The following is a 24,458-nucleotide window of genomic DNA, read 5'->3' as shown; positions in this document are numbered from 1 at the left end:
GGCCGAGAGGACCCGTTCATGTCCGAGACCGCAGTAGTCATTCTCGCCGCCGGAGCGGGAACCCGAATGCGGTCCAAGACGGCGAAGGTCCTGCACCGCGTCGGTGGCCGCACAATGCTCGAGCACACCATCCGCGCTGCGTGCGACCTCGCGCCGGGTCATGTCGTGGTCGTCGTCGGACATCAGCGCGAAGAAGTCATCCCGGTGGTCGAGCAGATCGGCGAGCAGCTGGGACAGGACCTGGTCATCGCCGTCCAGGACGAGCAGCTCGGCACCGGCCACGCGGCCGCATGCGGACTGTCTGGCCTTCCCGACGGATTCGACGGCGACGTGCTCCTCACCGCCGCGGATGTCCCGCTCCTCAACAGCGACGTCCTGCGCGAACTCCACAACGCGCACCTCGCCACGAACGAAACCGCCGTCACGATCCTGACGTTCCGGCCGGAGAACCCGTTCGGCTACGGCCGCATCACCCGGGACGCGTCCGGCGATGTCGACGCGATCGTCGAGCAGAAGGATCTGCAGACCGGCCAGCACGAGATCAACGAGGTCAACTCCGGCGTCTACGCGTTCGACGCGGCCCACCTGCGTTCGGCCACCGCGAACCTGAATACCGACAACGCGCAGGGCGAGCTCTACCTCACCGACGTCGTCGCGATCGCCCGCTCCGAGGCGCGTCACGTGCACGCGGTCGAGATCAATACCCTCATCACCGCCGCGAAGACGGCGGGTGCCTGGGCCGACGCCAACGTCACCGGCGATATGTGTGTGGCCGGCGTCAACGACCGCGCCCAGCTTTCGGCCGTCTCGCGCGCCTACAACGACGCGATCGTCGCGAGCCACATGCGCGCGGGCGTCACGATCGAAGACCCCGCCACGACCTGGATCGAAGCGGGCGTGACGATCGGCCCGGACACGCTCATCTACCCGAACGTCCAGCTGCGCGGCACGACCGCGATCGGCGAAGCGTGCGAGATCGGTCCCGACACGACGCTCACGAACGTCACCGTCGGCACCGCAGCCGTCGTCATCCGCACGCACGGCACGGACGCCGAACTCGGCGCGGGGTCCACCATCGGCCCGTTCGCCTACCTCCGGCCCGGGACGAAGCTCGGCGTCAAGGGCAAGATCGGCACGTTCGTCGAGACCAAGAACGCGACGATCGGCGACAACTCGAAGGTCCCACACCTGACGTACGTTGGTGACGCCACCATCGGCGAGCACTCGAACATCGGCGCCTCCAGCGTTTTCGTCAACTACGACGGCATCACCAAGCACCACACCACCGTCGGATCGCACGTCCGCACCGGCAGCGACACGATGTTCGTGGCGCCGGTCGACGTCGGCGACGGCGCCTTCTCGGGGGCTGGTACGGTGATCCGCCGCAACGTTCCACCGGGGGCGCTCGCAGTGATGGCAGGGCAACAGCGCAATATTGAGAACTGGGTCATGCGCTACCGCCCGGACAGTGCGGCAGCCAAGGCCGCACAAGCTGCGCAGGAAAAGCGGGCCGCTGAATCTGCTCCGGCAGACGAATAGATCGACGATGTTTCAAGAAAGGCAAGCTCGGTGACGAGGTTGAAGACCGACAACGACCGGAACCTGATGCTCTTCTCCGGGCGTGCCCACCCTGAGCTTGCCGAGCAGCTGGCCAAGGAACTCGACACTCCGGTCACTCCGCAGACCGCGCGCGAGTTCGCCAACGGCGAGATCTTCGTGCGCTTCGAGGAGTCGGTCCGCGGTTGCGACGCCTTCGTCGTGCAGAGCCACCCGTTCCCGCTGAACCAGTGGCTCATGGAGCAACTGATCATGATCGACGCGCTCAAGCGCGGCTCGGCCGAGCGGATCACGGCGGTGCTGCCCTTCTACCCGTACGCCCGTCAGGACAAGAAGCACCGCGGCCGCGAGCCGATCTCGGCTCGCCTCGTCGCTGACCTGCTCAAGACTGCCGGCGCAGACCGCATCATCACGGTCGACCTGCACACCGATCAGATCCAGGGCTTCTTCGACGGTCCGGTCGACCACATGCGCGCGAACCACCAGCTGTGCGACTACCTCCAGGAGCACTACGTCCTCGGGGACATCGCCGTCGTCTCCCCCGACGCAGGTCGCGTGCGCGTCGCGGAGAAGTGGGCCGACCTCCTCGGCGGTGCACCGCTGGCCTTCGTGCACAAGACCCGTGACCCGCTCGTCCCGAACCAGGTTGTCGCCAACCGCGTCGTCGGTGACGTCAAGGGCAAGACCTGCATCCTGATCGACGACATGATCGACACCGGTGGCACCATCGCCGGCGCGGTCAAGCTGCTGCTGCAGGATGGCGCGAAGGACGTCGTCATCGCCGCGACACACGGTGTGCTGAGCGCACCCGCGAGCGAGCGTCTCGCCGACTGCGGCGCGCGCGAGGTCATCGTCACCAACACGCTGCCGATCCCGGAGGAGAAGCGGTTCCCGACGCTGACCGTGCTGTCGATCGCCCCGCTGCTCGCCCGCACGATCCGTGAGGTCTTCGAGAACGGCTCGGTGACCAGTCTGTTCGACGGCAGCGCCTAGCCGACAGCCCGCGATTGCAGGAACCGTTCGGGTCGCGATTGGTTTCCTGCAATCTCGGGGCCCGGGCGGATTTCCGTCCGCCTATGGTGTTCTCGTGACGTTCACCGGATTCCCCGCTGCTGCGCTCGACTTCTACGAGGACCTCGAGGCCGACAATTCCAAGGCGTTCTGGACGGCCCACAAGGACACCTACGAAGGGGCGATAAAGAAGCCGTTCGAGGCTCTGGTCGCCGAACTCGGCCCGGAGTTCGGCGAGGCCAAGATCTTCCGGCCCTACCGTGACGTCCGGTTCGCCAAGGACAAGTCGCCGTACAAGACCAATCAGGGCGCGTGGTTCGGCGAGTCATCGGTCTACGTCCATATCGACGCCGCCGGTCTGATGGTCGCCGCCGGTTACTGGGAAACGGCCAGTGACCAGGTCGGACGCCTGCGCGAGGCGGTGGCTGCCGAGATCTCGGGCACGGAACTCGAAGGCATCATCGCCGACCTCGAGCAGGCGGGTTTCGAAGTCGGCGGCGAGCAGTTGACCCGCGTGCCCGCCGGATACCCGAAGGATCACCCGCGCGCGGATCGGCTTCGATTCAAGACGCTGACCGCCCGTAAGACGTTCGGCGCTCCGGCGTGGCTGGCGACCCCGAAGGCGAAGAAGCACATCGTCGATGGCTTCCACGCGATGCAGCCGCTCACATCGTGGCTGCAGCAGCGCGTGGGACCGACTGAGCTGGAGCGCCGGGGCCGCTAGCATCGAAAGATGCTGCGAGGATTCTTCTCCCGCGCAAGCCGCGATGGCCTGAGCAGGCGTGATGCTGCGCTCGAGGCCCTTCGGCACGCCGTTCTCGACGCTCCCGCGAATAGTGATCCCTCGATCCGCCGCGCTTGGGCCTTCGACGAATCGGACGGCAGCTTGATCGGTGACTATGCCGTGGCGGTACGGGACAGTTCGTACAAGATCACCGACGCGGTCATCAAACGACTGCGCCTCGCAGGTCATTCCGAGGACGAGGTCTTCGAAGTCACCGTTGCCGCCGCACTCGGCGCATCGTTGACGCGACTGGAAGCCGCCGTTGCGCTGCTCGGTCCGGAGGCGTGAATGCGTCTGTCAATTCTCGAGAATGGCCATCGACTTCGCGCGCGAGTGTTCATCACCACCATCAACCGCGTCTTCCGCTACCCCGTCGATCCGGTCATCAGGCTGTGGACCTACCGGCCCGAGTTCTTCGGCGGCGCGATGTCCGACTACGCATCGATCGTGCTGCGCAGCAATTCCTTTTGGACGCCGGCTGAGCGAGAGTTCTTCGCGGCATACTCCTCCGAACAGAATCAATGTCCGTTCTGCGCCACGATCCATTCCGAGACAACCCGTGTTGAATCCGGCGGCGCTTTGATGGCCGGCGACGCGCAGAACCTGCGGCGTGAGGCCGCAGCGATGTTGCCCGTTCTCGCCAAGACGACCCGGTCCCCGGAACTACTCACGCGCGCAGATATCGACGCCGTCCGGGACGTCGGAGTTCCGGATGCGGCAATCATCGACGCGCTTCACGTCAATGCCGTGTTCAACGTCATGAATCGGGTTGCGAATGCACTCGACTTCCAGTGGGAAACACCGGGGCAAGTCGAAATGGCGGCGAAGGTGCTCCATCGTGTCGACTACCGGCTTCCCCGGATTCTTCTGCGCTGATCTCCTACCGCGCCGTCGCCAGTACCAGCGCGAATCGGTCCAGATCGTCGGTCCAGATGTGAGTGGTCTCGAAGCCCGCGGTCGCGAGTTCGCTACGTAGCCCATCAGTGGTGAACTTCGCGCTGATTTCCGTGCGCATCTGCTCACCCGCGGCGAACTGCACGTCGAGATCGAGATCCTCGATGCGCACCGTCATCGCCTTGGTCGCCTCGAGCCGCATCTCGATCCAGTTGTTCTGTGCATCCCAGCGCGCAACATGCCGGAACGCATCCGGATCGAAGTTGCCGCCGAGCCGAGAGTTGATGACGCGCAGCACGTTTCGGTTGAACTCCGCAGTCACGCCCGCGGCGTCGTCGTAGGCGGGCACCAGCACGGACTCGTCGATAACGAGGCCTGCGCCGAGCACGAGTTGCTCCCCCGGCTGCAGGACGGCACGAATGCTGCTCAGGAACTCGGCTCGCTCATCGGGCGCGAAGTTGCCGATCGTCCCGCCGAGGAACGCGATCATCCGGCTGCCGCCGCCCGGCAGGTTGTGCAGAGTTTCGGTGAAGTCGCTGACGACGCCATGCACCACAAGGTGCGGATACTCGGACTTCACCGCGGTCGCGGCTTCCTCGAGCGCGGCCGGCGAGAAGTCCTGCGGGACGAACATGCGGAGCGAGTCCAGCGCCGTCAGCAGCGTCCGCGTCTTCTCCGCCGAGCCTGAACCGAGCTCAACGAGGATGTCGGGCTTGGCAAGCGCGGCAATTTCGCCCGCGGACCGGTGCAGCAACGCGCTCTCGGTTCGCGTGGGGTAGTACTCGGGCAGGCGAGTGATCTGGTCGAACAACTCACTGCCGCGAGCATCGTAGAACCACTTCGGCGGAAGAACCTTGGGCGAGGACGTCAACCCGGTCAGAACGTCGGATCGAAGCGCACTGAGCAGATCGTCTTCTACCAAGTGGACTTCGATGGTTGCGGAAGTCATCAATCTCCTCATACCCGGGCTACACAACTCCTCAAACCAACACCAAAACCGACCCTAGTCATTCCTCACGACCCGCCGCACCGTTCCGTGATGGTCCGTCACCGACCGGTAAGGAATCGCGGGTAGCGTCGCGACCATGTGGACGCTCGACGACGTACGCGCTGACGCCCCCGCTTGCCAGAACCTCGTCTTCCTCGACAGCGCGGGATCGTCCCTGCCACCGAACCCGGTCGTCGAGACGGTGATGCGACATGTTCGCCGCGAAGCCGAAGTCGGTGGCTACCGCGCGGCCAACGAGCGCCTCGACGACCTCTCCGCGGTCAAGACGTCGATCGGCCGCCTCATCAATGCCCCCACTGATTCGATTGCCCTGAGCGACAGCGCATCTCGATCGTGGTCGGACTTCTTCTACAGTGTGCCGCTGCAGACCGGCGATCGAATTCTCATCTCGCACATCGAATACGGCAGCAATGCGATCGCCGCGTTGCAGCGGACTGAGCAGACCGGCGCGACGGTCGAACCGATCCCCTGCGACCCGTCCGGCCGCATCGACCTCGAGGCCTTTGAGCGGATGCTCGACGAGCGGGTCAAGCTCGTGAGCCTGGTCCACGTCCCGACGAACGGTGGTGTGGTAAATCCGGTTCGCCCGGTTGTCGATCTCGCCCATCGGGTCGGCGCCCTGGTCCTTCTCGACGCCTGCCAATCCGCGGGTCAACTCCCCCTCGACGTCTCGGCGATGGGCGTCGACGCGCTGTCCGCGACCGGACGGAAGTGGTTGCGTGGCCCGCGCGGGACGGGCCTTCTCTACGTCGATCCGCGCCTGGACCTGACCCCGAGCCGACTCGACCTCCATGGCGCAACCTGGCAGTCGATCGCGGACTTCGACGTGGCTCCCGACGCGTCGCGCTTCGAATTCTGGGAGTGCAACGTCGCCGCTCGCCTCGGCCTCGGGACGGCGATCGATTACCTCCTCGACCTCGGACCCGACTCGGTGTTCGCGGCGATCGCCTCCACGGCGGCAACCACCCGCGCGCAACTACGCGATATCCCCGGCGTCAGCGTTCACGACCCGGACGGTGAACTCGCCGGGATCGTCTCCTTCTCCATCGGTGGCCGCGAGTGCACGGAAGTCCGGGACGCGCTTGCGGAGCAGAACATCGTCGTCACCGTCAGCCATCGATCCTCGACATTGCTGGACATGGATCGCCGGGGCTTGAGCAGTGTGGTCCGTGCCTCGCCGCACTGTTTCGTGTCCCCCGCCGACCTGGAGAAATTCGCGGAGTCCGTCGAAGCCTTGCGCTAAGACGCGATTTGGCTATAGCCTTTAGCTATGGCTACACCAATTAGCCGAACGCAGGCGAGACGCGAGGCCGTCATCGACGAAGCACTCGCCCATGCGCTCGACATCATGTCCGTCGACGGCGCCGGCGGACTCTCGATCTCGGAGATGGCCCGGCGCATGGGCATCCGGCCACCGTCGCTGTACAAGTACTTTCCGTCGCTGCACGCCGTCTATGACGAGATCTTCCGGCGCGGATCGCAAGACATCCTCGAGATGGTGCGCAGCCTGATCGCGACCGGCACCACCGGCGTCGAGCTGTATTACGCCACGTGCGATGCGATGGTCGGCTGGTGCTTGTCGCATCAGGCGATGGCACAACTGTTGTTCTGGCGGCCCGTCCCCGGATTCGCCCCGAGCGCGGAAGCGTTCGCGCCGAGCGCGGAATCCATGGACATGATCGCCGCTGCATTCAGTCAGGCAATCGACGACGGTCACCTTCGCCGGGACACCGACCTCGACGAATTCCTGACTCTCTACACCGTCATGCTCAGCGGGCTGATTTCTCAGCAACTCGCCAACGAGCCGCACGCCGACTTCGAGAGCGGCCGCTTCACCTCACGTACCCGCCGAATGGCGGAAATCTTCATCAACGCCTATCTACCCAGGAGCTAGCCATGCGTCAACAACTCGACACCGACACAGTCTCCCGCGTCATCGCCGCCGAACCCCAGGCCCTCTACGACCTAATCGCGGACGTGACCCGGACGCCTGAGTACAGCCCGTATGTCAAGAACATCAAGTGGATCAAAGGCGCGACCGGCCCCGCAGTCGGAGCACGCTTCCGGACGATCAATTCGATGGGACGCCTCAGCTGGCCGAACTGGCCGGTCATGACGGTCCTCGATCCCGGCCGTGAAGTCGCGTGGCAGCGCACCGAGAAGCCGGGCGGCGGAACCGTGGAGTGGCGCTACACGTTCGAGGCGGTCGAAGGCGGAACTCTCGTCACCGAGTCCTACCGAGTCATCGATCCGGTGACCCCGTTCGGCTGGTTCATCATCGGGACTTTGGCGGGAATCAAAGACGATCGCGCCGCCCTGCGCCAGGGAATGATCGAGTCCCTCGACCGCATCGCCGCGCTCACCGAGAAGGTCAATTCCTGATGATCGATGCCGATTTCAGTGACTCGGGACAGCTGGGGTAAGCTCTAACCTCGTTGTCTCGGCGAGGGTCGCCATCTAGCGGACCGTGATCGACGCGGCAAGGCTCCACACTTCTGTGCTGCCTTGTGTGTCGAGCGCGCGCTAATTGGCCCCACTCTTCGGGATAGCCCCCAGGGCTGAAACTTCCGCTAGATGTAGGAGCCGTATTCAATGTCTGAAGCCAACGTTCTCGAGGCTACTGTCCGTACCGAGTTCGGTAAGGGTGCCGCCCGTCGCGCCCGCGCCGCCGGCCAGGTCCCCGCCGTCCTTTACGGTCACGGCACCGAGCCCCAGCACCTCGCGGTGAGCGCTCGTGACTTCGCCGCGATCCTCCGCGCGAACGGTGTCAACGCCGTTCTGAGCCTCCAGATCGACGGCAAGAGCCAGCTCGCGCTGACCAAGTCGGTCGTCGTCCACCCGCTGCGTCGCTACATCGAGCACGCCGACCTCCTTGTCCTGAAGAAGGGCGAGCGCGTCACGGTCGACGTTCAGGTCGTCGTCGTCGGTGAGGCCGTTTCCGGCACGCTCGTCACCACGGACGCCAACACCGTCTCGATCGAGGCTGACGCGCTCAAGGTTCCGCAGCAGCTCGAGATCAACATCGAGGGCGCCGAGGCCGGCACCCAGTTCCTCGCCGGCCAGCTCGAACTGCCGGATGGCGCTGTCCTCGCGGGCGACCCGGAGGCGCTGCTCGTCAACGTCGTCGTCGCTCCGAAGGAAGAGGAGCCGGAGGCCGCTGAGGGCGAAGAGGCTGAGGCCGCCGAGGGCGAAGCTGCCGAGGCTGCCGAGGGCGAGACCGCTGAGGCAGAGGCCGCAAGCGAGGAGTGACCGCTCCCATCAGCCCAGCCCTCGTTGTAGGGCTGGGCAACCCCGGTCCCCAGTACGAACGCACGCGCCACAACGTCGGCCAGATGGTCGTCGATGTGCTTGCCGCGCGCGTGGGGTCGGGTTTTCGGATTCACAAGAAGTCCGGAGCAGACGTCGTGGAAGCGCGGCTTGGCAGCACGAAGATCGTGCTCGCCAAGCCGCGCACTTTCATGAATGTCTCCGGCCGCCAGATCGGCCCACTCGCGAACTTCTTCGGCATCCCCGCCGAGAACGTCATCGTCATCCACGACGAACTGGATCTGGAATTCGGCACGATCCGGCTCAAGCGCGGCGGTGGCGAAGGCGGACACAACGGGCTCAAGTCGCTGACGGCCGCCCTGAGCACCCGCGACTACCTGCGCGTACGCTTCGGCATAGGTCGGCCACCGGGCCGACAGGACCCAGCAGATTTCGTGCTGAAGCCGTTCTCCTCCGTGGAGCAGAAGGAACTCGCCGTTCTGGTGGAGCATGCTGCCGACGCGGCTGAGCAACTGCTTGAACTGGGCCTCGAAGCCGCCCAGAACCGCCTTCACTAAGGACATTTCTCCGTGACTGACCTCGCCACCGAAGTCGCCCGCCGCCGGACGTTCGCCGTCATCTCGCACCCCGACGCGGGAAAGTCGACGCTCACCGAGGCGCTGGCACTGCACGCTCGTGCGATTTCCGAGGCGGGCGCGATCCACGGCAAGGCCGGCCGCAAGTCGACCGTCTCCGACTGGATGGAGATGGAGAAGGCCCGCGGTATCTCGGTCAGCTCGACGGCGCTGCAGTTCACCTACGACGATCACGTCATCAACCTCGTCGACACCCCCGGCCACGCCGACTTCTCCGAGGACACCTACCGGGTGCTCACCGCGGTCGACTGCGCGGTCATGCTCATCGACGCCGCGAAGGGCCTCGAACCGCAGACTCTCAAGCTGTTCCAGGTGTGTAAGCACCGCGGTATCCCGGTCATCACGGTCATCAACAAGTGGGACCGGCCGGGTCGCGAGCCGCTCGAACTGCTCGACGAGATCGCGGACCGCATCGGCCTGCTGCCTACTCCCCTGTTCCTGCCCGTCGGCATCGCCGGCGACTTCCGCGGCCTACTGCGCCGCGGCGCGGACGGCGAAGCAGTCGAGTACATCAAGTTCACGCGCACCGCGGGTGGCGCGAAGGCGGCGCCGGAGGAGTACTTCACCCCGGAGCAGGCCGCAGACATGGAAACCGACGCGTGGGAGACGGCCGCAGAGGAGAGCGAACTGCTGTCGGGCGCCGGTCAGGACCACGACCTCCAAGCGTTCCTCGACGGCATCACCTCCCCCGTCATCTACGCATCCGGAATGCTGAACTTCGGAGTCAAGCAGCTGCTCGACACGCTCGTGTCGATCGCGCCGCCACCCGGACCACGCACCGACGTCAATGCGGGAACTCGAAGCGTCACAGACGCTTTCAGTGCCGTTGTGTTCAAGGTGCAGGCCGGCCTCGACGCCGCACACCGCGACCGCCTCGCGTTCATGCGCATCGTCTCCGGCGAGTTCGAGCGGGGCATGATGGTCACCCATATGCAGACCGGCCGCACCTTCACCACCAAGTACGCGCTGACGGTTTTCGGCCGCGAGCGCGAGACGGTCGAGACCGCGTACCCGGGTGACATCGTCGGCTTGGTGAACGCGACGGCCCTGGCTCCGGGCCACACGCTGTACGCAGACAAGAAGGTCGAATACCCGCCGATCCCCTCGTTCGCACCGGAGTTCTTCTCGGTCCTTCGGGCCGAGAGCGCGGCGAAGTACAAGCAGTTCCGTCGTGCGGTCGAGCAGATGGACTCCGAGGGTGTCGTGCAGGTTCTGCGCAACGACATCCGTGGCGACGCCTCCCCGGTTCTCGCGGCCGTCGGCCCGATGCAGTTCGAGGTCGTCGCGGCGCGAATGAAGTCGGAGTTCAATGTCGAGGCGCGGATGGAGTCGCTCGGATACGCGCTCGCTCGCCGGACCGATGCCGAGTCGGCGGTCGAACTCGGCCGTCAGCGCGGCGTCGAGGTCTTCACGCGCACCGATGGCGCGCTGCTCGCACTCGTGAGCGACAAGTGGCGGCTGCAGTTCATCCAGAAGGAGCACCCGAAGCTCACGCTCGAGCCGCTGGTCGCGACGGCTGACTAGCCTTCGTCGGCATCTGCCGGAGGCGGCATCCACCCGGGAGCCGTGAGCTTGAACGAGGGCAGGTCCTTGAGCGAATAACTCAGCTCGAACGTCCGTTTGTAGGTCGTCGACGAGATTCGCCAGGCTCCGTCTTCACACAGTTGGTATTCGTCGGTGTACACCGACGAACCACGGAGCAATTTGTCGTGTTCGGGGATCAGCACCAGATCCGACAACATCCACACTCCGGTCGCGGTGCGGCCCTTGACGTCGATTTCCGGATGGCCGCACCGATGCTCGGTCAGGACGTGCGGACCGAGCGTTTCCTGCATGAACTGCACGAAGGCGTCGCGTGATTCGAACTGCAGGTATTCGCCGTAGGTGGCCTCGGCAGTCGGGGTGAGGGTGTCCGCGAACAGGTCCCATTGTTTGGTATCGAGCGCTCGCACGTGCCGGTACTTCAACCGGCTGATCGCGGCGATCGCGTCGAGGTCCATACCAGCTATTTTAGGCCGATTTCGAATTGTGATTGAGAACCCATTTGCCAGGAAATAGGTATCAATTTCGGTCCGCGGCCAGTTTCAATCATCAGAACCGAAAATTCTGGAGGTACGTGGTGGCCGAGATCCTGACTGGTGTGGGCGTCGTCGTCATGCTTGGGTTCGTGGCGGTGATGACACTCGTGGTCAAGTTCGCGTACATCCTCGTGCCGATTGCGATCGCCTGGTTCCTCGTGGCCATGGTTCCGTCGAGCACGTGGGAACAGTTCCGCAATTCCTTCCGCACTCCTGCGCCTATTCGAGTCCGATCACGGCGGTAGGTGCGGTCAGGGACGACAGTCCCGGCTCTTTATCGACCGTCAATTGAAAGACGGTCAGATCGAGATTCTCGGTGTGAATCTTCGGCGGTAGAACTCCACCGCTTTCGGTCAGGTACGAAAGTGCCGGCGCCAGATCACCGAGCGGTATGCACTGCCCGGCGCGTCCAACCGGCAGATTCCGGTAGGGCGCATACGCGTTGCCGATGAGCTTCTTCGCTTGCGCCGCATGCACTCCCAGCGCGTCGGCGGACTTGTCGAGGTCCTTCTGCGGGATGCAGACGTCCATGCCGTTGACGACGGCCCACGCTTCCACGGCAGAGCCCGGTCCCCCGGCCATCGCCGCCAGATTCGGGTCACCACGATTGTCGTTTCGAACCGTCACCCGGTGCCCGTTGATCGTCGACGCAATCGTGAGGTTGTCGGCGATGAGTCGATTCATCTTCAGGTAGATCGTGTCGTCGGGCGACTGTTCACCGTCGAAACCGCGAGTCGCGGCAGCGGTCTTGACGAGACCGACACCCTCGAACAACGCTGCGTCGGCGGTGAGGCGAATGGGCGATTCCGGCGGCGCACCGGAAAGGCCGGCGAGACTTCCGACTTCGACCGCCGTTGTCGACGAATCCACCCCAGACGGCAGAACCGCCGCGATCGTCACAACCACCGCGCCCACAGTGCCGATCGCTAGCGTCGCCGCTCTTTCTCCGATACCGTACGCGCGGCGTCGAATCCGGCGCCTCATCGCCGAGCCTCCGCAAGACGGGACGTGTCCATGAAGGGTTTGCGCATCGTCGCGATCGGCATGGCACTGTGCCTCGCTGTGATCGCCGCCGTCGCGGCCGGGGTCTTCACCCTGAGCCGACGCATCGATGGCGAGAGCATGGAGCCGACGCTGCTCAATGGCGATCGGGTGTTCTTGACGTCCATCGATGAGCCGGAGCGGTTCAGCATCGTCATCGGGCAATTCACGGCGACTGGTGCGAAAGTCGTGAAACGCGTTATTGCCCTTCCGGGCGACACCATCAAGATCGACAAGTGGGGCTCTGGGCCCGGAGTGGTTCTGGTGCAACCAGGCAGCAAAGGCCCCTGGTTCGAGGTCCGCAACCCGGCATGGGAGACCCGCTGGACGACGGTGGGTTCGAACTGCTGCGATGCGCAGGGCAAGCTGTCACCGCGACCGCGCAAGCAGGTCGTGCCACCAGGCAAGGTGTTCGTCGTGGGCGACAACATCGGTGCATCGGAGGATTCCCGCAAACACGGCTGGTTCCCGATCGATCTCATCGATGGTGCCGTCTCATTCCGGGCTCTGCCGTTGAGCGAATTCGGCAGCATCGAGTCAGACGTGACCCTGGTTCCTGCTAAACCCGAGTAATGAATGTGCACGTGCCACTCCGGCCAACGGACGCCCGATCGCTGCTGACGTTAGGACCGAGTGGTTTGCGATTCGCGGTGCCACGCAAGCCGGATGTATAACGATCGGCAGACGATAAGCATTTGTCGATCTGCCATCTCTGGTTGATCACGAATGGTAGCGTCCGGAAACATCCACGCGACTGTATAAGTGCAGGTAGCGGGCCATATTCATTGAGACCCTCAGTCCCACTGGGACAGATCGGAAGGCCCAGACAATGGACTCGTATCCTCGGGTCGTGATCGGGACCGACGGGTCGACGGACGCCACTGCGGCCGTTCGGCTTGGCGGAAAGATCGCGAGCCGGCTCAGCGTCCCGGTGACTCTCGTCTCGGTGTGGAGCGAAAGCGAACGCGAGGCCGTTTCCATCGTCAGCGACGCGAAGTCGATCCTGAGCGAGCTGGGCATCAGCGATATCACCATTTCGACCCCCGAGGGCGACCCGGGTGACGTCCTGGTCGACGTCGCCGACGATGACCCCCGTGTCCTGCTGGTCGTCGGATCGTCGGGCCTCAACAAGGCCACCAGCCGTATTGTCGGCAGCACGTCGAACCGTCTCTCCCACCACAGCAAGGCGGACGTCCTATTCGCCCGCGACCCGCTTCCGACGCGTTGGAACCACGTCGCGCTGGCGACCGACGGCTCGGAATCGAGTCACCGCGCGGTTCGGCGCGGGATCACGCTCGCCATTGCGCTGCATGCACATCCGCGCCTGATCACCGGCGCGAAAAACTTGGAACAGGGTGAAGAGGCGATGGCCGGCATCTTCGCTGAGCTCACCGCGAAGTACCCGGACGCCGACATTCAACGCGAGGTTCTCGAAGACCCGCAGGCAGCTACGGCAGTCATCAACGCCGGCTGGAAGTACGACCTGGTCGTGATCGGCAACAAGAGCATGAGTGGTCCGGCTCGACTGCTCGGCTCGGTCGCCAACAAGATCACCCACGGCCTCGAATGCAACCTCCTGCTCGCCAATACCAACCGCGAGTGATCGCACCGCAAACCACCAACCGTCCAGTCAGCAACACCCGAGATACTTCGCAAGGGAGCGTCGAGTGTCCCACCTACAGCTGCTAGCCGAGAGCCCCCTCGGTATTCCGTGGGAAGAGTGGTTCCACACCTTCAAGCCCTCGTTCATCACCTTCGGGCACAACGATGGCGACAAGTTCTGGGTCGAACTTCTCACCATTCCGATCTTCAGCGCGATCGCCGGTGTCCTCACCAACTGGACCGGCGTTCTGATGCTGTTCGTTCCGATCAATTTCACCGGCTTCTACATGCCCGGCGTGAAGTTCATCTTCCCGTGGCTGCCGCGCAAGCTCCAGATCCTCCCCTGCTGGGCGCCGGGCGGCATCATCGGATTCCAGGGCTTCGTGCCCGCACGTGCAGAGAAGGTCGCGGCGATCACGTACGACCTCGCGATCGCGAAGATCGGCACGCTCGCGGACCTCATCGGCCAGATGGACCGCGAGGCCATCGAACGGCAGATCATCAACGTCGCCAAGCCGCAGATCCGGCCTCTCGTCGACGACATCATGAAGCGCGAGAACCCGCAGCTCTGGCGCGATGTCCCGCAGCAGATCAAGAACACCGTGTTCGAACGTGTGGAGACCGAACTTCCCGGAATCTCGAGCCGCGCATTCGAGCGAATCCGTGTCAACATCGACAACCTCATCGATGCGAAGCTTCTGGTCATCGGCTTCCTGCGCCGCCAGCCGGACGTTCTTCGCGACCTCATTCAGGGCCTGGGCGCCCCGGAGCTCCGTTTCATGGTCAAGATCGGCCTGCTCGGTGGACCGTTCGGCGTCATGCTGGCGCTGTGGCTCAACGTCTACGACAAGATTCCGGTGGTCGGCGCGATCCCGGCGTGGCTCATGGTCCTGACCGGTGCCGCCCTCATCGGAATCGTCGTGAACATCATCGCGATCAAGGTCGTGTTCACGCCCGGTGAGCCGCAGCCTTGGTACAAGTGCATCTGGCGACAGGGTCTGCTCATCAAGCGCCAACACGCCGCTGCAGCCGACTTCGGCCACGCGCTCGCGTACCGGATTCTGACCCCGAAGAACATCATCGACGAGCTTCTCTACGGTGCTCGCGGTGACCGCGCACAGGGTCTCATCAACGCACAGCTCAACACCGAAGTCCACCACGTCCTCGGACCGCTGATGCCGGCGATCCGTCAGGCCGTCGGTGGCAAGGAGTTCGAGCAGATCAAGGCCGGTGCCGGTACAGCCGCGCTCGGCATGGCCGACGTGCTGACCAAGGACGAGGACTTCCTCGCCATGCAGGCCGACTTCATCGAGGAATTCGCAACGCAGAAGCTGCGCGAGTTGCCTCCCGACGAGTTCGGCGAGATTCTTCTCGCGGCGATCGAACAGGACGCATGGCTGCTGTACGCCCACGGTGGCCTGCTCGGCATCGTCGTCGGAGCCATTCACATCCTCATCTTTGGAGCCTGACATGAGTCAAGAACCAGAACCCAGGGTCGCGGACGACCACGACGGCAAGCCGGTTTCCAACCCGTTCGACGCGGTCGGCCTTGCCCGGCTCGCCAGTTCGACCGTTCAGCGCGTCGTCGGAAGCGCCGTCAAGGGCACGACCGACGTCGCGACCGGTGTCGTCAAGGACGTTGTCCAGGGCGAGGACATCAGCACGATCATCGACCACCGGGTCGCCGAGGTCCGCTCGGCCGTCGGGACCGCACTCGGTATCGGTCACGACGAGTTCGCCGAGAAGTTTCACGGTGCGTCGGCCGACGAACTGAAGGCACAGGGCAACGCGCTGCTTGCCCTGTCCTGGAACGTTGCGAACCAGCCGAAGGACTTCCACCCGTCGTTCGCCGCGATCCTCAAGGAACTGACCCCGGACGAGGCTCGTATCCTGCGCTTCCTTGCCGCTGCGGGCCCGCAGCCGTCGATCGACTGGCGCACGAAGACCTTCATGATGCGCGGCTCCAAGCGCCTCGCCGGCGGCATCAGCTGGATCCCGGAGTTCGCGGGATGCAGCTGGCCGAACCTCGGCAAGCAGTACCTGGCCAACCTCAACCGGCTCGGCCTCGTCCGATTCTCCGAGGAACCGGTCGACGACCCGCGCCGATATGCACTGCTCGATGGTCACTACGAGTCCGTCAAAGTCATGCACGAGCACAAGAAGGTGATCTCGGTTTACCGCAGCATCTACCTGTCGATGTTCGGCCAGCAGTTCTGCGATGCGTGTTTCGACATCGGCGATTACACCGCCGGTGGTTGGATCGACAGTCGCATCAACGACAAGTACCTCGGTAAAGGTCCTCGGTTCGATTAAAAGAGCACGTGCGCTCCAGATTTGTCTGCGGCTGGCACCTCGCCAGCCGCAGACTTGTTTTAGGTGACAAACAGGTGTCCAAGAAATGTGATGAAATTCCTTCAGAATTGAATGCGGTGCCGAGCCTGCCCTAACGTTGATCTCAACGTAGTTCCCAGTGCCAGGAGATTCCTTAATGACGACGACCAGGTCGCACCACGCGCCGATCGTGGACTACTACGAGCAGACCTGGATCGATTACAAGCTTTTCTGGTCGAACCGCAAGGCACACGCTCTCCACGCGGGTTACTGGGATGAGACGACTCGCCGTCACGGCCAGTCCCTGATCAACATGAACAAGCAGGTTGCCGAGCCGCTCAACCTCAAGCCGGGAATCCGCGTTCTGGATGCGGGCTGTGGTGTGGGCGGCTCGTCGATGTGGCTCGCCGAGACGTTCGGCGTCGAGGTTGTCGGCCTCACGCTGAGTCCCACCCAGGTCAAGCGTGGCAACAAGATCGCTCGCCGTCGTGGCTTGGGCGATCTCGTGACGATTCAACTTGGCGACTACAGCGACACCGGTTTCGCCGACGAGTCCTTCGACATCGTGTGGTCCCAGGAAGCGGTCTGCTATGCCCCGGACAAGCGCGAATTCCTCCGTGAGGCGTTCCGCGTGCTGAAGCCGGGCGGCCAACTGGGCGTCGAAGACCCGTTCCGCAGTGTTCGTGACCTCTCTCCCGAGGATGAGGATCTGCTGCATGCGGCGATGGACTGCTGGGCGATCGAAGACGTCGACACCATCGATGAGTTCGCCGCCGGCGCTGCCGAGGTCGGATTCGAAGACATCCAGGCGCGTGACATCGTCGAACACATCCGTCGTTCGGCTCGCACGGTCGCCCGCATGGCCAAGATCGCGACCCCGGTCAATGCGGTGGCCTACAGGCTCAAGCTGCGGACGCACTGGATGAACCAGAACGTCATCGGCGCGAAGCTGCAGTCCAAGTGCTACGAACGCGGCATCCTGACCGCCGGCATCGTGCACGCACGCAAGCCGGTCGTCTAGGTAAGCACCTTCAAGCCCGGCCCTTCGACCAAGTCGAGGGCCACGGTGCGACCGACAAGCAGGAGCAGCAGCGCGGTCATCGTTCCCTGAACCTCGGGCCCCTCACCCACGGCGAAGTCCGTGTCGATCGCGGTCAGCCGCACGTCGGCGACCGCGAACTTCTTGAACACCTTGGACTTCCACCCGTTGCCGTAGGACACCACGTGCCGGGCGGCCGCCGCGGCCGCATCGATCGGAAGTTCCAGTTGCCGACCGAGCGGGATCGCGATGTCCTGACTGTGCACCAGCACGTCGACGAGGGGTTCGCGCGGCGACAAACCGAAGTTGTGCTTTCTCGCGCCGATCAGAGCCCGCAGCCGCCGGATCAGTTCCTCTTTGGGGAGGCGCGAATACTCCTTGGCGGAATAGTGGATCACCGTATTGGTGCCACCGCGGTGTCGCACCATGAGCGGCACACCTTTGGCGATCGCCGTCCAGAAGCCCAGGTCCTGCAGCGTGAGATGCGCCGCGACGTCGCGAACGGTCCAGCCGTCACACAACGACGGCGCCTCAAACTCTTCGTCCGTCAGGGATTCGAGGAGATCGGCGGTCCGGGCGCGATGGGTGTCGATCGCGGCCCATACCTCGTCAATGTTCACGTGCCACCTACTATTAGTTCGAAGTTGGAACTAATATAGTTCGATGATCGAACTATTCGCAACGGGGAGTCATGTCCGAAACACCGCGCGTCGGCGTTCTGATGTTCATCGCCAGCCGAGCGATCGAAACCCGGGTGATCGCTGCCGTTCGGGACGCCGGATTCACGGGCATCACACTCGCACAGGCGCGGCTCGCAGCACGGATCGCCGAATCGGGCAGTCGACTCTCCGACCTCGCTGAACAAGGGCAGGTCACCAAGCAGACCGCGACGCACCTCGTGGATCAACTCGAGAAGGCCGGGCTCGTCGAACGCGCCGTCGATCCGTCCGATGCGCGCGCCCGACTGGTCCGATTCACCGCCAAGGGCAAGGAGATCGTCACGATCGCCGAGGCGACCGAGGCCACGATCTATGCGGAGTGGACCGAACGTCTCGGACCCGGACGGATGACCCAACTGCACGAGATCCTCACCGAACTGCGACCGCTCACCGACCCCTTCATGTGACCCATTGTCATAGACCAAACGGTCTAGTAGGTTGAGCCGATGAGCGCCACCGAGTCGGCGGAAGCCGTCTGGCAGAAGACCGCCTGCATCCTGTGCGAGAGCAACTGCGGACTGGAAGTGCAGGTCCAGGATCGCGCGTTGGTGAAGATCCGCGGCGACAAGGCGCACCCCGCCTCCGCGGGCTACACCTGCGAAAAGCCGCTTCGCCTGGACCACTACCAGAGCAATCCGCATCGGCTCACCAGCCCGCTCCGACGTCGACCCGATGGCACGTACGAAGAGATCGACTGGAACACCGCGATCACGGAAATCGCGGCCAAGCTGGGCGCAATCCGCGACACCCACGGCGGGGACAAGATCTTCTATTACGCCGGCGGCGGCCAGGGAAATCACCTCGGCGCGGCCTACGGCAGAAGCCTTTTGCACGCGGTCGGCGGGGTCTACTACTCGAACGCGCTCGCCCAGGAGAAGACGGGCGAGGGCTGGGTCGACAGTGAGCTGTACGGCAGCCACACCTGCGGGGACTACGAGAAGTCAGAGGTTGCCGTCTTCGTCGGGAAGAACCCGTGGCAAAGCCACGGCGTCGCCCATGCCCGGACGGTCCTGCGCGAGATTTCCCGCGACCCCAACCGGACCATGATCGTCATCGATCCGCGTCGATCGGAGACGGCGGCCATCGCCGACATCCACCTTCAGGTCAAGCCGGGAACCGATGCCTGGTGCCTGACCGCAATCCTCGGAACGCTCGTTCAGGAGAACCTGATCAATCATGCGTGGCTGGCCGAACATGCGACCGGTGTCGATGAGGTCGTCGACGCACTGCGGCCCATCGATGTCGCGGACCACAGCCGCCGGTGTGGCGTACCCGAAGACCTGATCCGGACCGCCGCGCGCCGCATCGCCTCGGCAAAGAGCGTCGCGACCTACGAAGACATCGGCGTCCAGCACGGACCCAACAGCACTTTGGTGTCGTACCTGAACAAGCTCATGTGGATCCTCACCGGCAATTTCGGTAAGCCCGGTGCCGTCCATATGCACTCCTGGCTGTTCCCGCTCGCCGGCTACTGGCATCACATTCCGCCCACACGTACGTCCGCGCTCGTTTCGGGCCGCCGTGTCCTCGGCGATCTCGCGATGAAGCGCGGCGCCGGCCTGCTGCGCGCCGCGATGTCGGGAATGGTCCGCACTGCACCGACGCGACGAGCGGCAAACGCGATCTCCGAGGCAACTCTCGACGCGTTCTTCGATGCGGTGTCCGTACCGCTCGCCCGGTCGATCGCCAACACCCTGAACATGCACAACGCGCCCGAGGTAACTCCGGTAACCGGGGCCCGGATTCTGGCCGGGCTCGTGCCGGCCAGCTCGATCACCGACGAGATCCTGACCGATCACCCGGACCGGTTGCGCGCGTTGTGGGTCGACGCCTCGAATCCAGTGCACTCACTTCCCGAGTCCGCCCGGATGCGGGCAGCTTTCGAGAAGCTCGACCTCACCGTCGTCGTCGACGTCGCCTTCACCGAGACTGCTCGCTGTGCGGACTACGTGCTTCCCGCGACCAGCCAGTTCGAGAAATGGGAAGGCTCGATGTTCACACTGCACTTCCCGCACAACACGTATCAGCTGCGCGCACCGCTGATGGAGCGCCTACCGGGCACCCGTCCGGAGCCAGAGATCTACGTTGCGCTCATCGATGCGTTGGGCGTTGTCGACGCTGATCTCATCAAGGACCTCACCGCAGCCGCTCGCACCAGCCGTGCGGCGTTCGCGCTGGCATTCTTTTCGACGATCGCAGCCAAGCCGCATCTCGCCGGACTGGTGCCGTACCTGCTGTACAAGACGCTGGGATCCACTCTCCCGGCCGGACAGGAATCGATCGCGGTCGTGTGGGGTATGGCACACATCTGCGCGATCGCGTATCCCGATGCGGTATCTCGGGCGGGCTACCGCGGAACCGGATTCAGCAAGGGAGAGCAGCTCTTCGAGGCGATCCAGTCCCGCCGCGAAGGCGTGACGATCACCGAGGACCGGTACGAAGACGCCTGGAAGTACATTCACCACGACGACCAGCGGATACACGCGAGCATCCCCGTCCTGCTGGAGGAGCTCGCAACGCTTGACGCGACCGAACCCTGTTACACCACCGAGGAGTTCCCGCTGACGCTGTCGGCCGGCGAACGCCGTGCATTCACCGCCAACGTGATCTTCCGCGATCCGCAATGGCGTCGACGCGACCGTAGCGGCGCATTACGAATATCGCCGGCCGACGCGACTGAACTGCAGATCTCGGATGGCGACAACGTCCGGGTGGTCACTTCGGCGGGTGCTGCCGAAGCCACGGTTGAAGTCACGGACATCATGCAGAAGGGGCACATCTCGCTGCCGAACGGCCTCGGCGTCACCTACCCGAACGCCGATGGTGTCGAGGTGCAGGTCGGCGTGGCGCCCAATGACCTGACCACAAACAGCCGCCGCGACAAGTTCTTCAACACCCCGTGGCACAAGAACGTGCCCGCTCGGGTCGAGGTACTGAACTAAGTCGGAGTTTCGTTTCCCAGGATGACCTTGCATCGCCTAGCCTGCATGCCGTGACGACGCTCTATCCACGCATCTTTGTCGGGACCGACGGCTCTGCGGCTGCGGCCCAGGCGATTCGAGTCACAGCGAGTCTGGCGTCCGCGCTCGGCGTTCCCTGCGTGCCGATCGTTGCCGCCAACGCCGAACAAGGCGAGTACTGGGCCAACGAGACTGCCGACAAGGCAGCCCAGAAGTTGGCCGAACTCGGCGCAGAGGTCGAGGAGGAGGAAGTCCGCCTCGGTGATCCCTCGAGCGCCCTGCACACGTGGACGAAGGAGAACCCGGACTGCCTGTTCATCGTCGGTTCCGAGGGCCTGCACCACGCGGGATCCCGGATCGTCGTCAGCGTCTCGAACCACCTGTCGCACCACAGTGCCGCAGACGTGTTGTTCACCCGCACCGAGCCCAAGTGGTCGAAGATCGGGCTCGCGACGAACGGCTCCCCGATGTCGCGGTTGGACGTTCAGCGAGGCCTGGCCCTGAGCACAGAACTGGGTGCCCGAGCACATCTCGTTGCGGTCGGAATCAGCGACAGCGCCGCACGCCGGATCGCCGAGCCGGTGGCCGACGCGATCACGGCAGCGAACCCGGCCGCGAAGATCGAAACCGACGTGCTGCTCGGTGTCCAGCCTGGCCGAACGCTGGCCAACGCGAAGGGCTACGACCTCCTCGTCATCGGAAACTCGGGCATGGCCGGACCTGGGCGATTCTTCGGGTCGACGGTCAACCACGTGACGCACCACTACAACGGCAACCTGCTCTTGGTGAACACCCGCCACTAGGCCTCTACTCCGCGAGTTCGGCGAGCTCCATCCACTGGTGCTCGGCGGCTTCCTTCTCGGCGACCACTTGGCGCAGTTGCGCATCGAGTGCGAGCGCCGCAGCTGGGTCAGTCGCAGCCGCAGCGAGTTGGGCGTGAAGCTTGGCTTCCTGCGCGTCGAGCTTCTGGATCAAACGCTCGACCTTTGCCAGTTCCTTGCGGGCCGCCCGTGCTGCAGCACCGTCGGTTGCCGGCTTGATGGCCGTCGAACCAGAAACCGCGTCCGTAGCCGCCCGCCTTTCCAGGTACTGCGGGATGCCGCCGGGGAGGTGGGTCAGCTTTCCGTCTCCGAACAGTGCCCATTCCGAGTCGCACACGCGCTCGATGAGGTACCGGTCGTGGCTGATCACGATCATCGTCCCCGCCCAGTTGTCGAGCAGATCCTCGAGTTGTTGCAAGGTGTCGATGTCCAAGTCGTTCGTCGGCTCATCGAGCAGCAAGACATTCGGCTCGGACATCAAGATGCGGGTCAATTGCAGGCGGCGACGTTCCCCTCCGGAGAGGTCTCGCACTGGCGTGCGCTGCCGAGCTGGACTGAAGCCGAGTCGCTCAGCCAGCTGTCCGGCGCTGATTTCTTTGTCCCCCAGTTGAATTCGACCCGCGATCTCCTGAACGGCCTCGAGCACCCGCATGCCGCCGGGAAGATCGTCGAGCTCCTGGCGCAGCCAGCCGATGCTGACGGTCTGCCCTTGGATACGTCGACCGGACTGCAGCTGCACCTCCCCCGCGATCGCCCGCAGCAGCGTCGTCTTTCCCGAACCGTTGACACCAACCAAGCCGACGCGCTCCCCCGGCGCGAGCCGCCAGGTGAGGTCCTCGAGCAGAACCCGGCCGTCCGGCGTGGTGATCGTGGCGTCTTCGAGTTCGACGACGACGCGACCGAGCCGACGCCGGGCGAATGCGGCCAACGCAACACCGTCACGTGGCTGCGGGACATCGGCGATGAGCGCCTCGGCCGCCTCGATTCGATATTTCGGCTTCGACGTTCGCGCCGGCGCTCCGCGGCGCAGCCAAGCGAGTTCCTTGCGCGCTAGATTTCGGCGCCGAGATTCCGCCGCGTCGGCCTGGCGGGTGCGCTCGGCCCGCGCGAAGATCCAGTCGTTGTAGCCGCCTTCGTAGCTCTCGACGCGACCGTCGGCAACCTCCCAGGTCTTGCTCGCGACAGTGTCGAGGAACCAGCGGTCGTGAGTCACGACCACGAGCGCGCTGCGTCGCGCCAGCAAGTGCTGCGCCAACCACTGGACGCCCTCGACGTCGAGGTGGTTCGTGGGTTCGTCAAGGACGAGGAGATCGAGGTCTTGAACCAGCGCCGCGGCGAGCGCCACCCGGCGACGCTGACCACCGGAAAGAGAGTCGACCTTGGCGTCGAGGTCGTCTTCGAGTTCGCGCAGGCCAATGCCCTCGAGGATGTTCCGAATGCGCGCGTCACCGGCCCATTCGTGTTCCTCGCCGCCGAGTGGGTCGAGGACGACCGAGCGGACTGAGGCGCCTTTTGGCAAATGCCCGCGCTGGGTGACCACAGCCATGCGCAGTCCGCCCACGCGACTCACGCGCCCGGAATCGGGTTCGGTGATACCGGCGAGGATCTCGAGCATCGTCGTCTTGCCGCCACCGTTGAGCCCGACGACACCGATGCGCTCACCCGTCAGAACGCCGAGCGAGACGTTGTCGAGCAGCGGCGCGATGCCGAAGGATTTCGAGACTTGTTCGAGGTTGACGAGGTTTGCCACTAGGAGGGATGCCCTCCCCTTCCGTGATAATCGGGAATGATGCGGGCGCCGTGGACCGGACCCGATGCCACACGCACGCTACGGCACACCCCGGCGCCGGCGAGTTCGGCGCTGACTTGGATCGCAGTCTCGGCGTCCTGACAGAGGAACGCGCACGTCGGACCCGAGCCGGACACGATTCCGGCCAGCGCGCCCGCCTCCTGACCGGCACGCAAGGTTCGGCGCAGCTCCGGCTTGAGGCTCAGCGCCGCGGACTGCAGGTCGTTGCCGATGAGCTCCGCGATGTGGTTGACGTCGCCTTGCACGAGCTTCTGCATGAGAAGTTCCGGCTCGCCCATGAGCCGAGCCGAGCCGTTCGCGCGCAAGCGATCGAGCTCGTGGAAGACCGACGGCGTGCTCAGCCCGCCCTTGGCGAGGGCGAGGACCCAGTGGAACGTGTTCCGGGAGAGAACCGGGAGAAGCTTCTCGCCTCGACCCGTGCCGATCGCGGTACCGCCCTGGAGCGCAAAGGGCACGTCGCTGCCGAGTTCAGCGCCGATCTCGTGCAGTTCGTCGCGGGACAGATCGAGACGCCACAGCGCATTGAGCCCGACGAGCGCAGCCGCGCAATCGGCACTGCCGCCCGCCATTCCACCCGCTACGGGGATGGACTTGTCGATGTGGATGTCGACCTCGGGGTCGCGCTTGCCGATCTCGGCGAGCACCTCCGCGGCTTTCCACACGAGGTTCGACGCGTCGGTCGGAACGTCCGCGGCGCCCTCACCCTTGACCGACACCGACAGCTCGGTCGACGGCCGGACGGTGATTTCGTCGTAGATCGACAACGCTTGAAAGACGGTGACGAGGTCATGGAAGCCATCAGGCCGCAGGTCATCGACCGCGAGGAACAAATTGACCTTCGCGGGGGCTCGGACCGTCACCGATCGCGGAACTACCGACAGCACAAGGAGTAAGCGTATC

26 protein-coding genes are annotated in these 24,458 nt (G+C 64.4%); 20 read left to right on the top strand and 6 right to left on the bottom strand.

What is annotated here, in order from left to right; genetic code table 11:
• Positions 1–18 precede the first annotated feature (18 nt).
• The 5 genes from glmU (at position 19) to F600_RS26525 (ending at position 4,228) form a co-directional block, all read left to right on the top strand.
• Entirely contained in the window at positions 19–1,539 is a 1,521-nt protein-coding gene (gene glmU / locus F600_RS0102495) for a bifunctional UDP-N-acetylglucosamine diphosphorylase/glucosamine-1-phosphate N-acetyltransferase GlmU (protein WP_018159005.1), read from the top strand.
• A gap of 30 nt (positions 1,540–1,569) precedes the next feature.
• Positions 1,570–2,550 (top strand): ribose-phosphate diphosphokinase, encoded by a 981-nt coding sequence (locus tag F600_RS0102490; RefSeq protein WP_026306090.1) that lies wholly within the window; start codon positions 1,570–1,572, stop codon positions 2,548–2,550.
• A 94-nt stretch (positions 2,551–2,644) separates the two neighbouring features.
• A complete protein-coding gene (locus tag F600_RS0102485) occupies positions 2,645–3,292 on the top strand; it encodes a DUF2461 domain-containing protein (protein WP_018159003.1) in 648 nt (215 codons plus the stop codon).
• Between the two features lie 9 nt (positions 3,293–3,301).
• Positions 3,302–3,640, top strand: coding sequence for a hypothetical protein (locus tag F600_RS26530; RefSeq protein WP_018159002.1), 339 nt, complete (start codon positions 3,302–3,304; stop codon positions 3,638–3,640).
• Positions 3,641–4,228, top strand: a complete 588-nt coding sequence (locus tag F600_RS26525; RefSeq protein WP_018159001.1) for a carboxymuconolactone decarboxylase family protein — start codon at positions 3,641–3,643, stop codon at positions 4,226–4,228. It begins immediately after the preceding gene.
• A 4-nt stretch (positions 4,229–4,232) separates the two neighbouring features.
• Here the strand turns inward: F600_RS26525 and egtD are convergent, their stop codons facing one another.
• Complete coding sequence (gene egtD / locus F600_RS0102470) at positions 4,233–5,195, bottom strand: L-histidine N(alpha)-methyltransferase (protein ID WP_018159000.1); 963 nt, start codon at positions 5,193–5,195, stop codon at positions 4,233–4,235.
• Positions 5,196–5,331: 136 nt separating this feature from the next.
• On the opposite strand from egtD, the gene F600_RS0102465 reads away from it, so the two are divergent.
• The 6 genes from F600_RS0102465 to F600_RS0102440 all read left to right on the top strand — a co-directional run bounded on the left by F600_RS0102465 (position 5,332) and on the right by F600_RS0102440 (position 10,681).
• Positions 5,332–6,498, top strand: a complete 1,167-nt coding sequence (locus tag F600_RS0102465; protein WP_018158999.1) for an aminotransferase class V-fold PLP-dependent enzyme — start codon at positions 5,332–5,334, stop codon at positions 6,496–6,498.
• A gap of 27 nt (positions 6,499–6,525) precedes the next feature.
• Positions 6,526–7,149, top strand: coding sequence for a TetR/AcrR family transcriptional regulator (locus tag F600_RS26520; protein WP_018158998.1), 624 nt, complete (start codon positions 6,526–6,528; stop codon positions 7,147–7,149).
• A 2-nt stretch (positions 7,150–7,151) separates the two neighbouring features.
• Positions 7,152–7,637 carry an SRPBCC family protein gene (locus tag F600_RS0102455; protein ID WP_018158997.1) on the top strand — a complete coding sequence of 162 codons (486 nt, stop codon included), beginning with the start codon at positions 7,152–7,154 and terminating at the stop codon, positions 7,635–7,637.
• Positions 7,638–7,847: 210 nt separating this feature from the next.
• On the top strand, positions 7,848–8,504 hold the full coding sequence (locus F600_RS0102450; RefSeq protein ID WP_018158996.1) for a 50S ribosomal protein L25/general stress protein Ctc: 657 nt from the start codon (positions 7,848–7,850) through the stop codon (positions 8,502–8,504).
• Positions 8,501–9,079: an aminoacyl-tRNA hydrolase gene (gene pth / locus F600_RS0102445; protein ID WP_018158995.1), complete on the top strand. Its 579-nt coding sequence runs from the start codon at positions 8,501–8,503 to the stop codon at positions 9,077–9,079. The genes F600_RS0102450 and pth overlap by 4 nt, the downstream gene beginning before the upstream one ends.
• A gap of 12 nt (positions 9,080–9,091) precedes the next feature.
• Positions 9,092–10,681, top strand: a complete 1,590-nt coding sequence (locus tag F600_RS0102440) for a peptide chain release factor 3 (protein ID WP_018158994.1) — start codon at positions 9,092–9,094, stop codon at positions 10,679–10,681.
• Here F600_RS0102440 and F600_RS0102435 read toward each other — a convergent pair.
• Entirely contained in the window at positions 10,678–11,157 is a 480-nt protein-coding gene (locus F600_RS0102435; RefSeq protein ID WP_018158993.1) for a nuclear transport factor 2 family protein, read from the bottom strand. The two genes, F600_RS0102440 and F600_RS0102435, sit on opposite strands and share 4 nt — an antisense overlap.
• A 119-nt stretch (positions 11,158–11,276) precedes the next feature.
• Between F600_RS0102435 and F600_RS0102430 the strand changes: the two genes are divergently transcribed.
• Entirely contained in the window at positions 11,277–11,480 is a 204-nt protein-coding gene (locus F600_RS0102430; RefSeq protein WP_040630121.1) for a hypothetical protein, read from the top strand.
• Here F600_RS0102430 and F600_RS0102425 read toward each other — a convergent pair.
• A complete protein-coding gene (locus F600_RS0102425) occupies positions 11,455–12,219 on the bottom strand; it encodes a hypothetical protein (protein ID WP_211220031.1) in 765 nt (254 codons plus the stop codon). The two genes, F600_RS0102430 and F600_RS0102425, sit on opposite strands and share 26 nt — an antisense overlap.
• A 30-nt stretch (positions 12,220–12,249) precedes the next feature.
• Here F600_RS0102425 and lepB point away from each other — a divergent pair, with 30 nt between their 5' ends.
• The 5 genes from lepB (at position 12,250) to F600_RS26505 (ending at position 17,230) form a co-directional block, all read left to right on the top strand.
• Complete coding sequence (gene lepB, locus F600_RS26515; RefSeq protein ID WP_018158990.1) at positions 12,250–12,849, top strand: signal peptidase I; 600 nt, start codon at positions 12,250–12,252, stop codon at positions 12,847–12,849.
• A 277-nt stretch (positions 12,850–13,126) separates the two neighbouring features.
• Complete coding sequence (locus tag F600_RS0102415) at positions 13,127–13,879, top strand: universal stress protein (RefSeq protein ID WP_162141376.1); 753 nt, start codon at positions 13,127–13,129, stop codon at positions 13,877–13,879.
• A 64-nt stretch (positions 13,880–13,943) separates the two neighbouring features.
• Positions 13,944–15,347, top strand: coding sequence for a DUF445 domain-containing protein (locus tag F600_RS0102410; RefSeq protein WP_018158988.1), 1,404 nt, complete (start codon positions 13,944–13,946; stop codon positions 15,345–15,347).
• A gap of 1 nt (position 15,348) precedes the next feature.
• Positions 15,349–16,191: an Abi-alpha family protein gene (locus F600_RS30005; RefSeq protein WP_018158987.1), complete on the top strand. Its 843-nt coding sequence runs from the start codon at positions 15,349–15,351 to the stop codon at positions 16,189–16,191.
• Between the two features lie 175 nt (positions 16,192–16,366).
• Entirely contained in the window at positions 16,367–17,230 is an 864-nt protein-coding gene (locus tag F600_RS26505) for an SAM-dependent methyltransferase (RefSeq protein ID WP_018158986.1), read from the top strand.
• Here the strand turns inward: F600_RS26505 and F600_RS0102395 are convergent.
• The gene (locus tag F600_RS0102395; RefSeq protein ID WP_018158985.1) at positions 17,227–17,868 is read right to left on the bottom strand and encodes a maleylpyruvate isomerase family mycothiol-dependent enzyme; all 642 of its coding nucleotides are present in this window, start codon (positions 17,866–17,868) and stop codon (positions 17,227–17,229) included. The genes F600_RS26505 and F600_RS0102395 overlap by 4 nt on opposite strands.
• A 71-nt stretch (positions 17,869–17,939) precedes the next feature.
• Between F600_RS0102395 and F600_RS0102390 the strand changes: the two genes are divergently transcribed.
• Genes F600_RS0102390 through F600_RS0102380 form a run of 3 tightly spaced genes read left to right on the top strand, consistent with a single transcriptional unit; the run spans position 17,940 to position 21,730 of the window.
• Positions 17,940–18,374, top strand: a complete 435-nt coding sequence (locus F600_RS0102390) for a MarR family winged helix-turn-helix transcriptional regulator (protein WP_018158984.1) — start codon at positions 17,940–17,942, stop codon at positions 18,372–18,374.
• Positions 18,375–18,413: 39 nt separating this feature from the next.
• A complete protein-coding gene (locus F600_RS0102385) occupies positions 18,414–20,909 on the top strand; it encodes a molybdopterin-dependent oxidoreductase (protein ID WP_018158983.1) in 2,496 nt (831 codons plus the stop codon).
• Positions 20,910–20,959: 50 nt separating this feature from the next.
• Complete coding sequence (locus tag F600_RS0102380; protein WP_018158982.1) at positions 20,960–21,730, top strand: universal stress protein; 771 nt, start codon at positions 20,960–20,962, stop codon at positions 21,728–21,730.
• 4 nt (positions 21,731–21,734) lie between these two features.
• Here F600_RS0102380 and F600_RS0102375 read toward each other — a convergent pair whose 3' ends face one another.
• A complete protein-coding gene (locus F600_RS0102375; RefSeq protein WP_018158981.1) occupies positions 21,735–23,498 on the bottom strand; it encodes an ABC-F family ATP-binding cassette domain-containing protein in 1,764 nt (587 codons plus the stop codon).
• Positions 23,498–24,442, bottom strand: a complete 945-nt coding sequence (locus F600_RS0102370; protein ID WP_018158980.1) for a 4-(cytidine 5'-diphospho)-2-C-methyl-D-erythritol kinase — start codon at positions 24,440–24,442, stop codon at positions 23,498–23,500. Before F600_RS0102370 ends, F600_RS0102375 begins: the two co-directional genes overlap by 1 nt.
• Positions 24,443–24,458 lie beyond the last annotated feature (16 nt).

It is taken from the genome of Smaragdicoccus niigatensis DSM 44881 = NBRC 103563, assembly GCF_000380645.1.
GTDB classification, from domain to species: Bacteria; Actinomycetota; Actinomycetes; order Mycobacteriales; family Mycobacteriaceae; genus Smaragdicoccus; species Smaragdicoccus niigatensis.
Note: the sequence above shows the minus strand (reverse complement) of the source record. Positions and strands in the feature narration are given on the sequence as shown.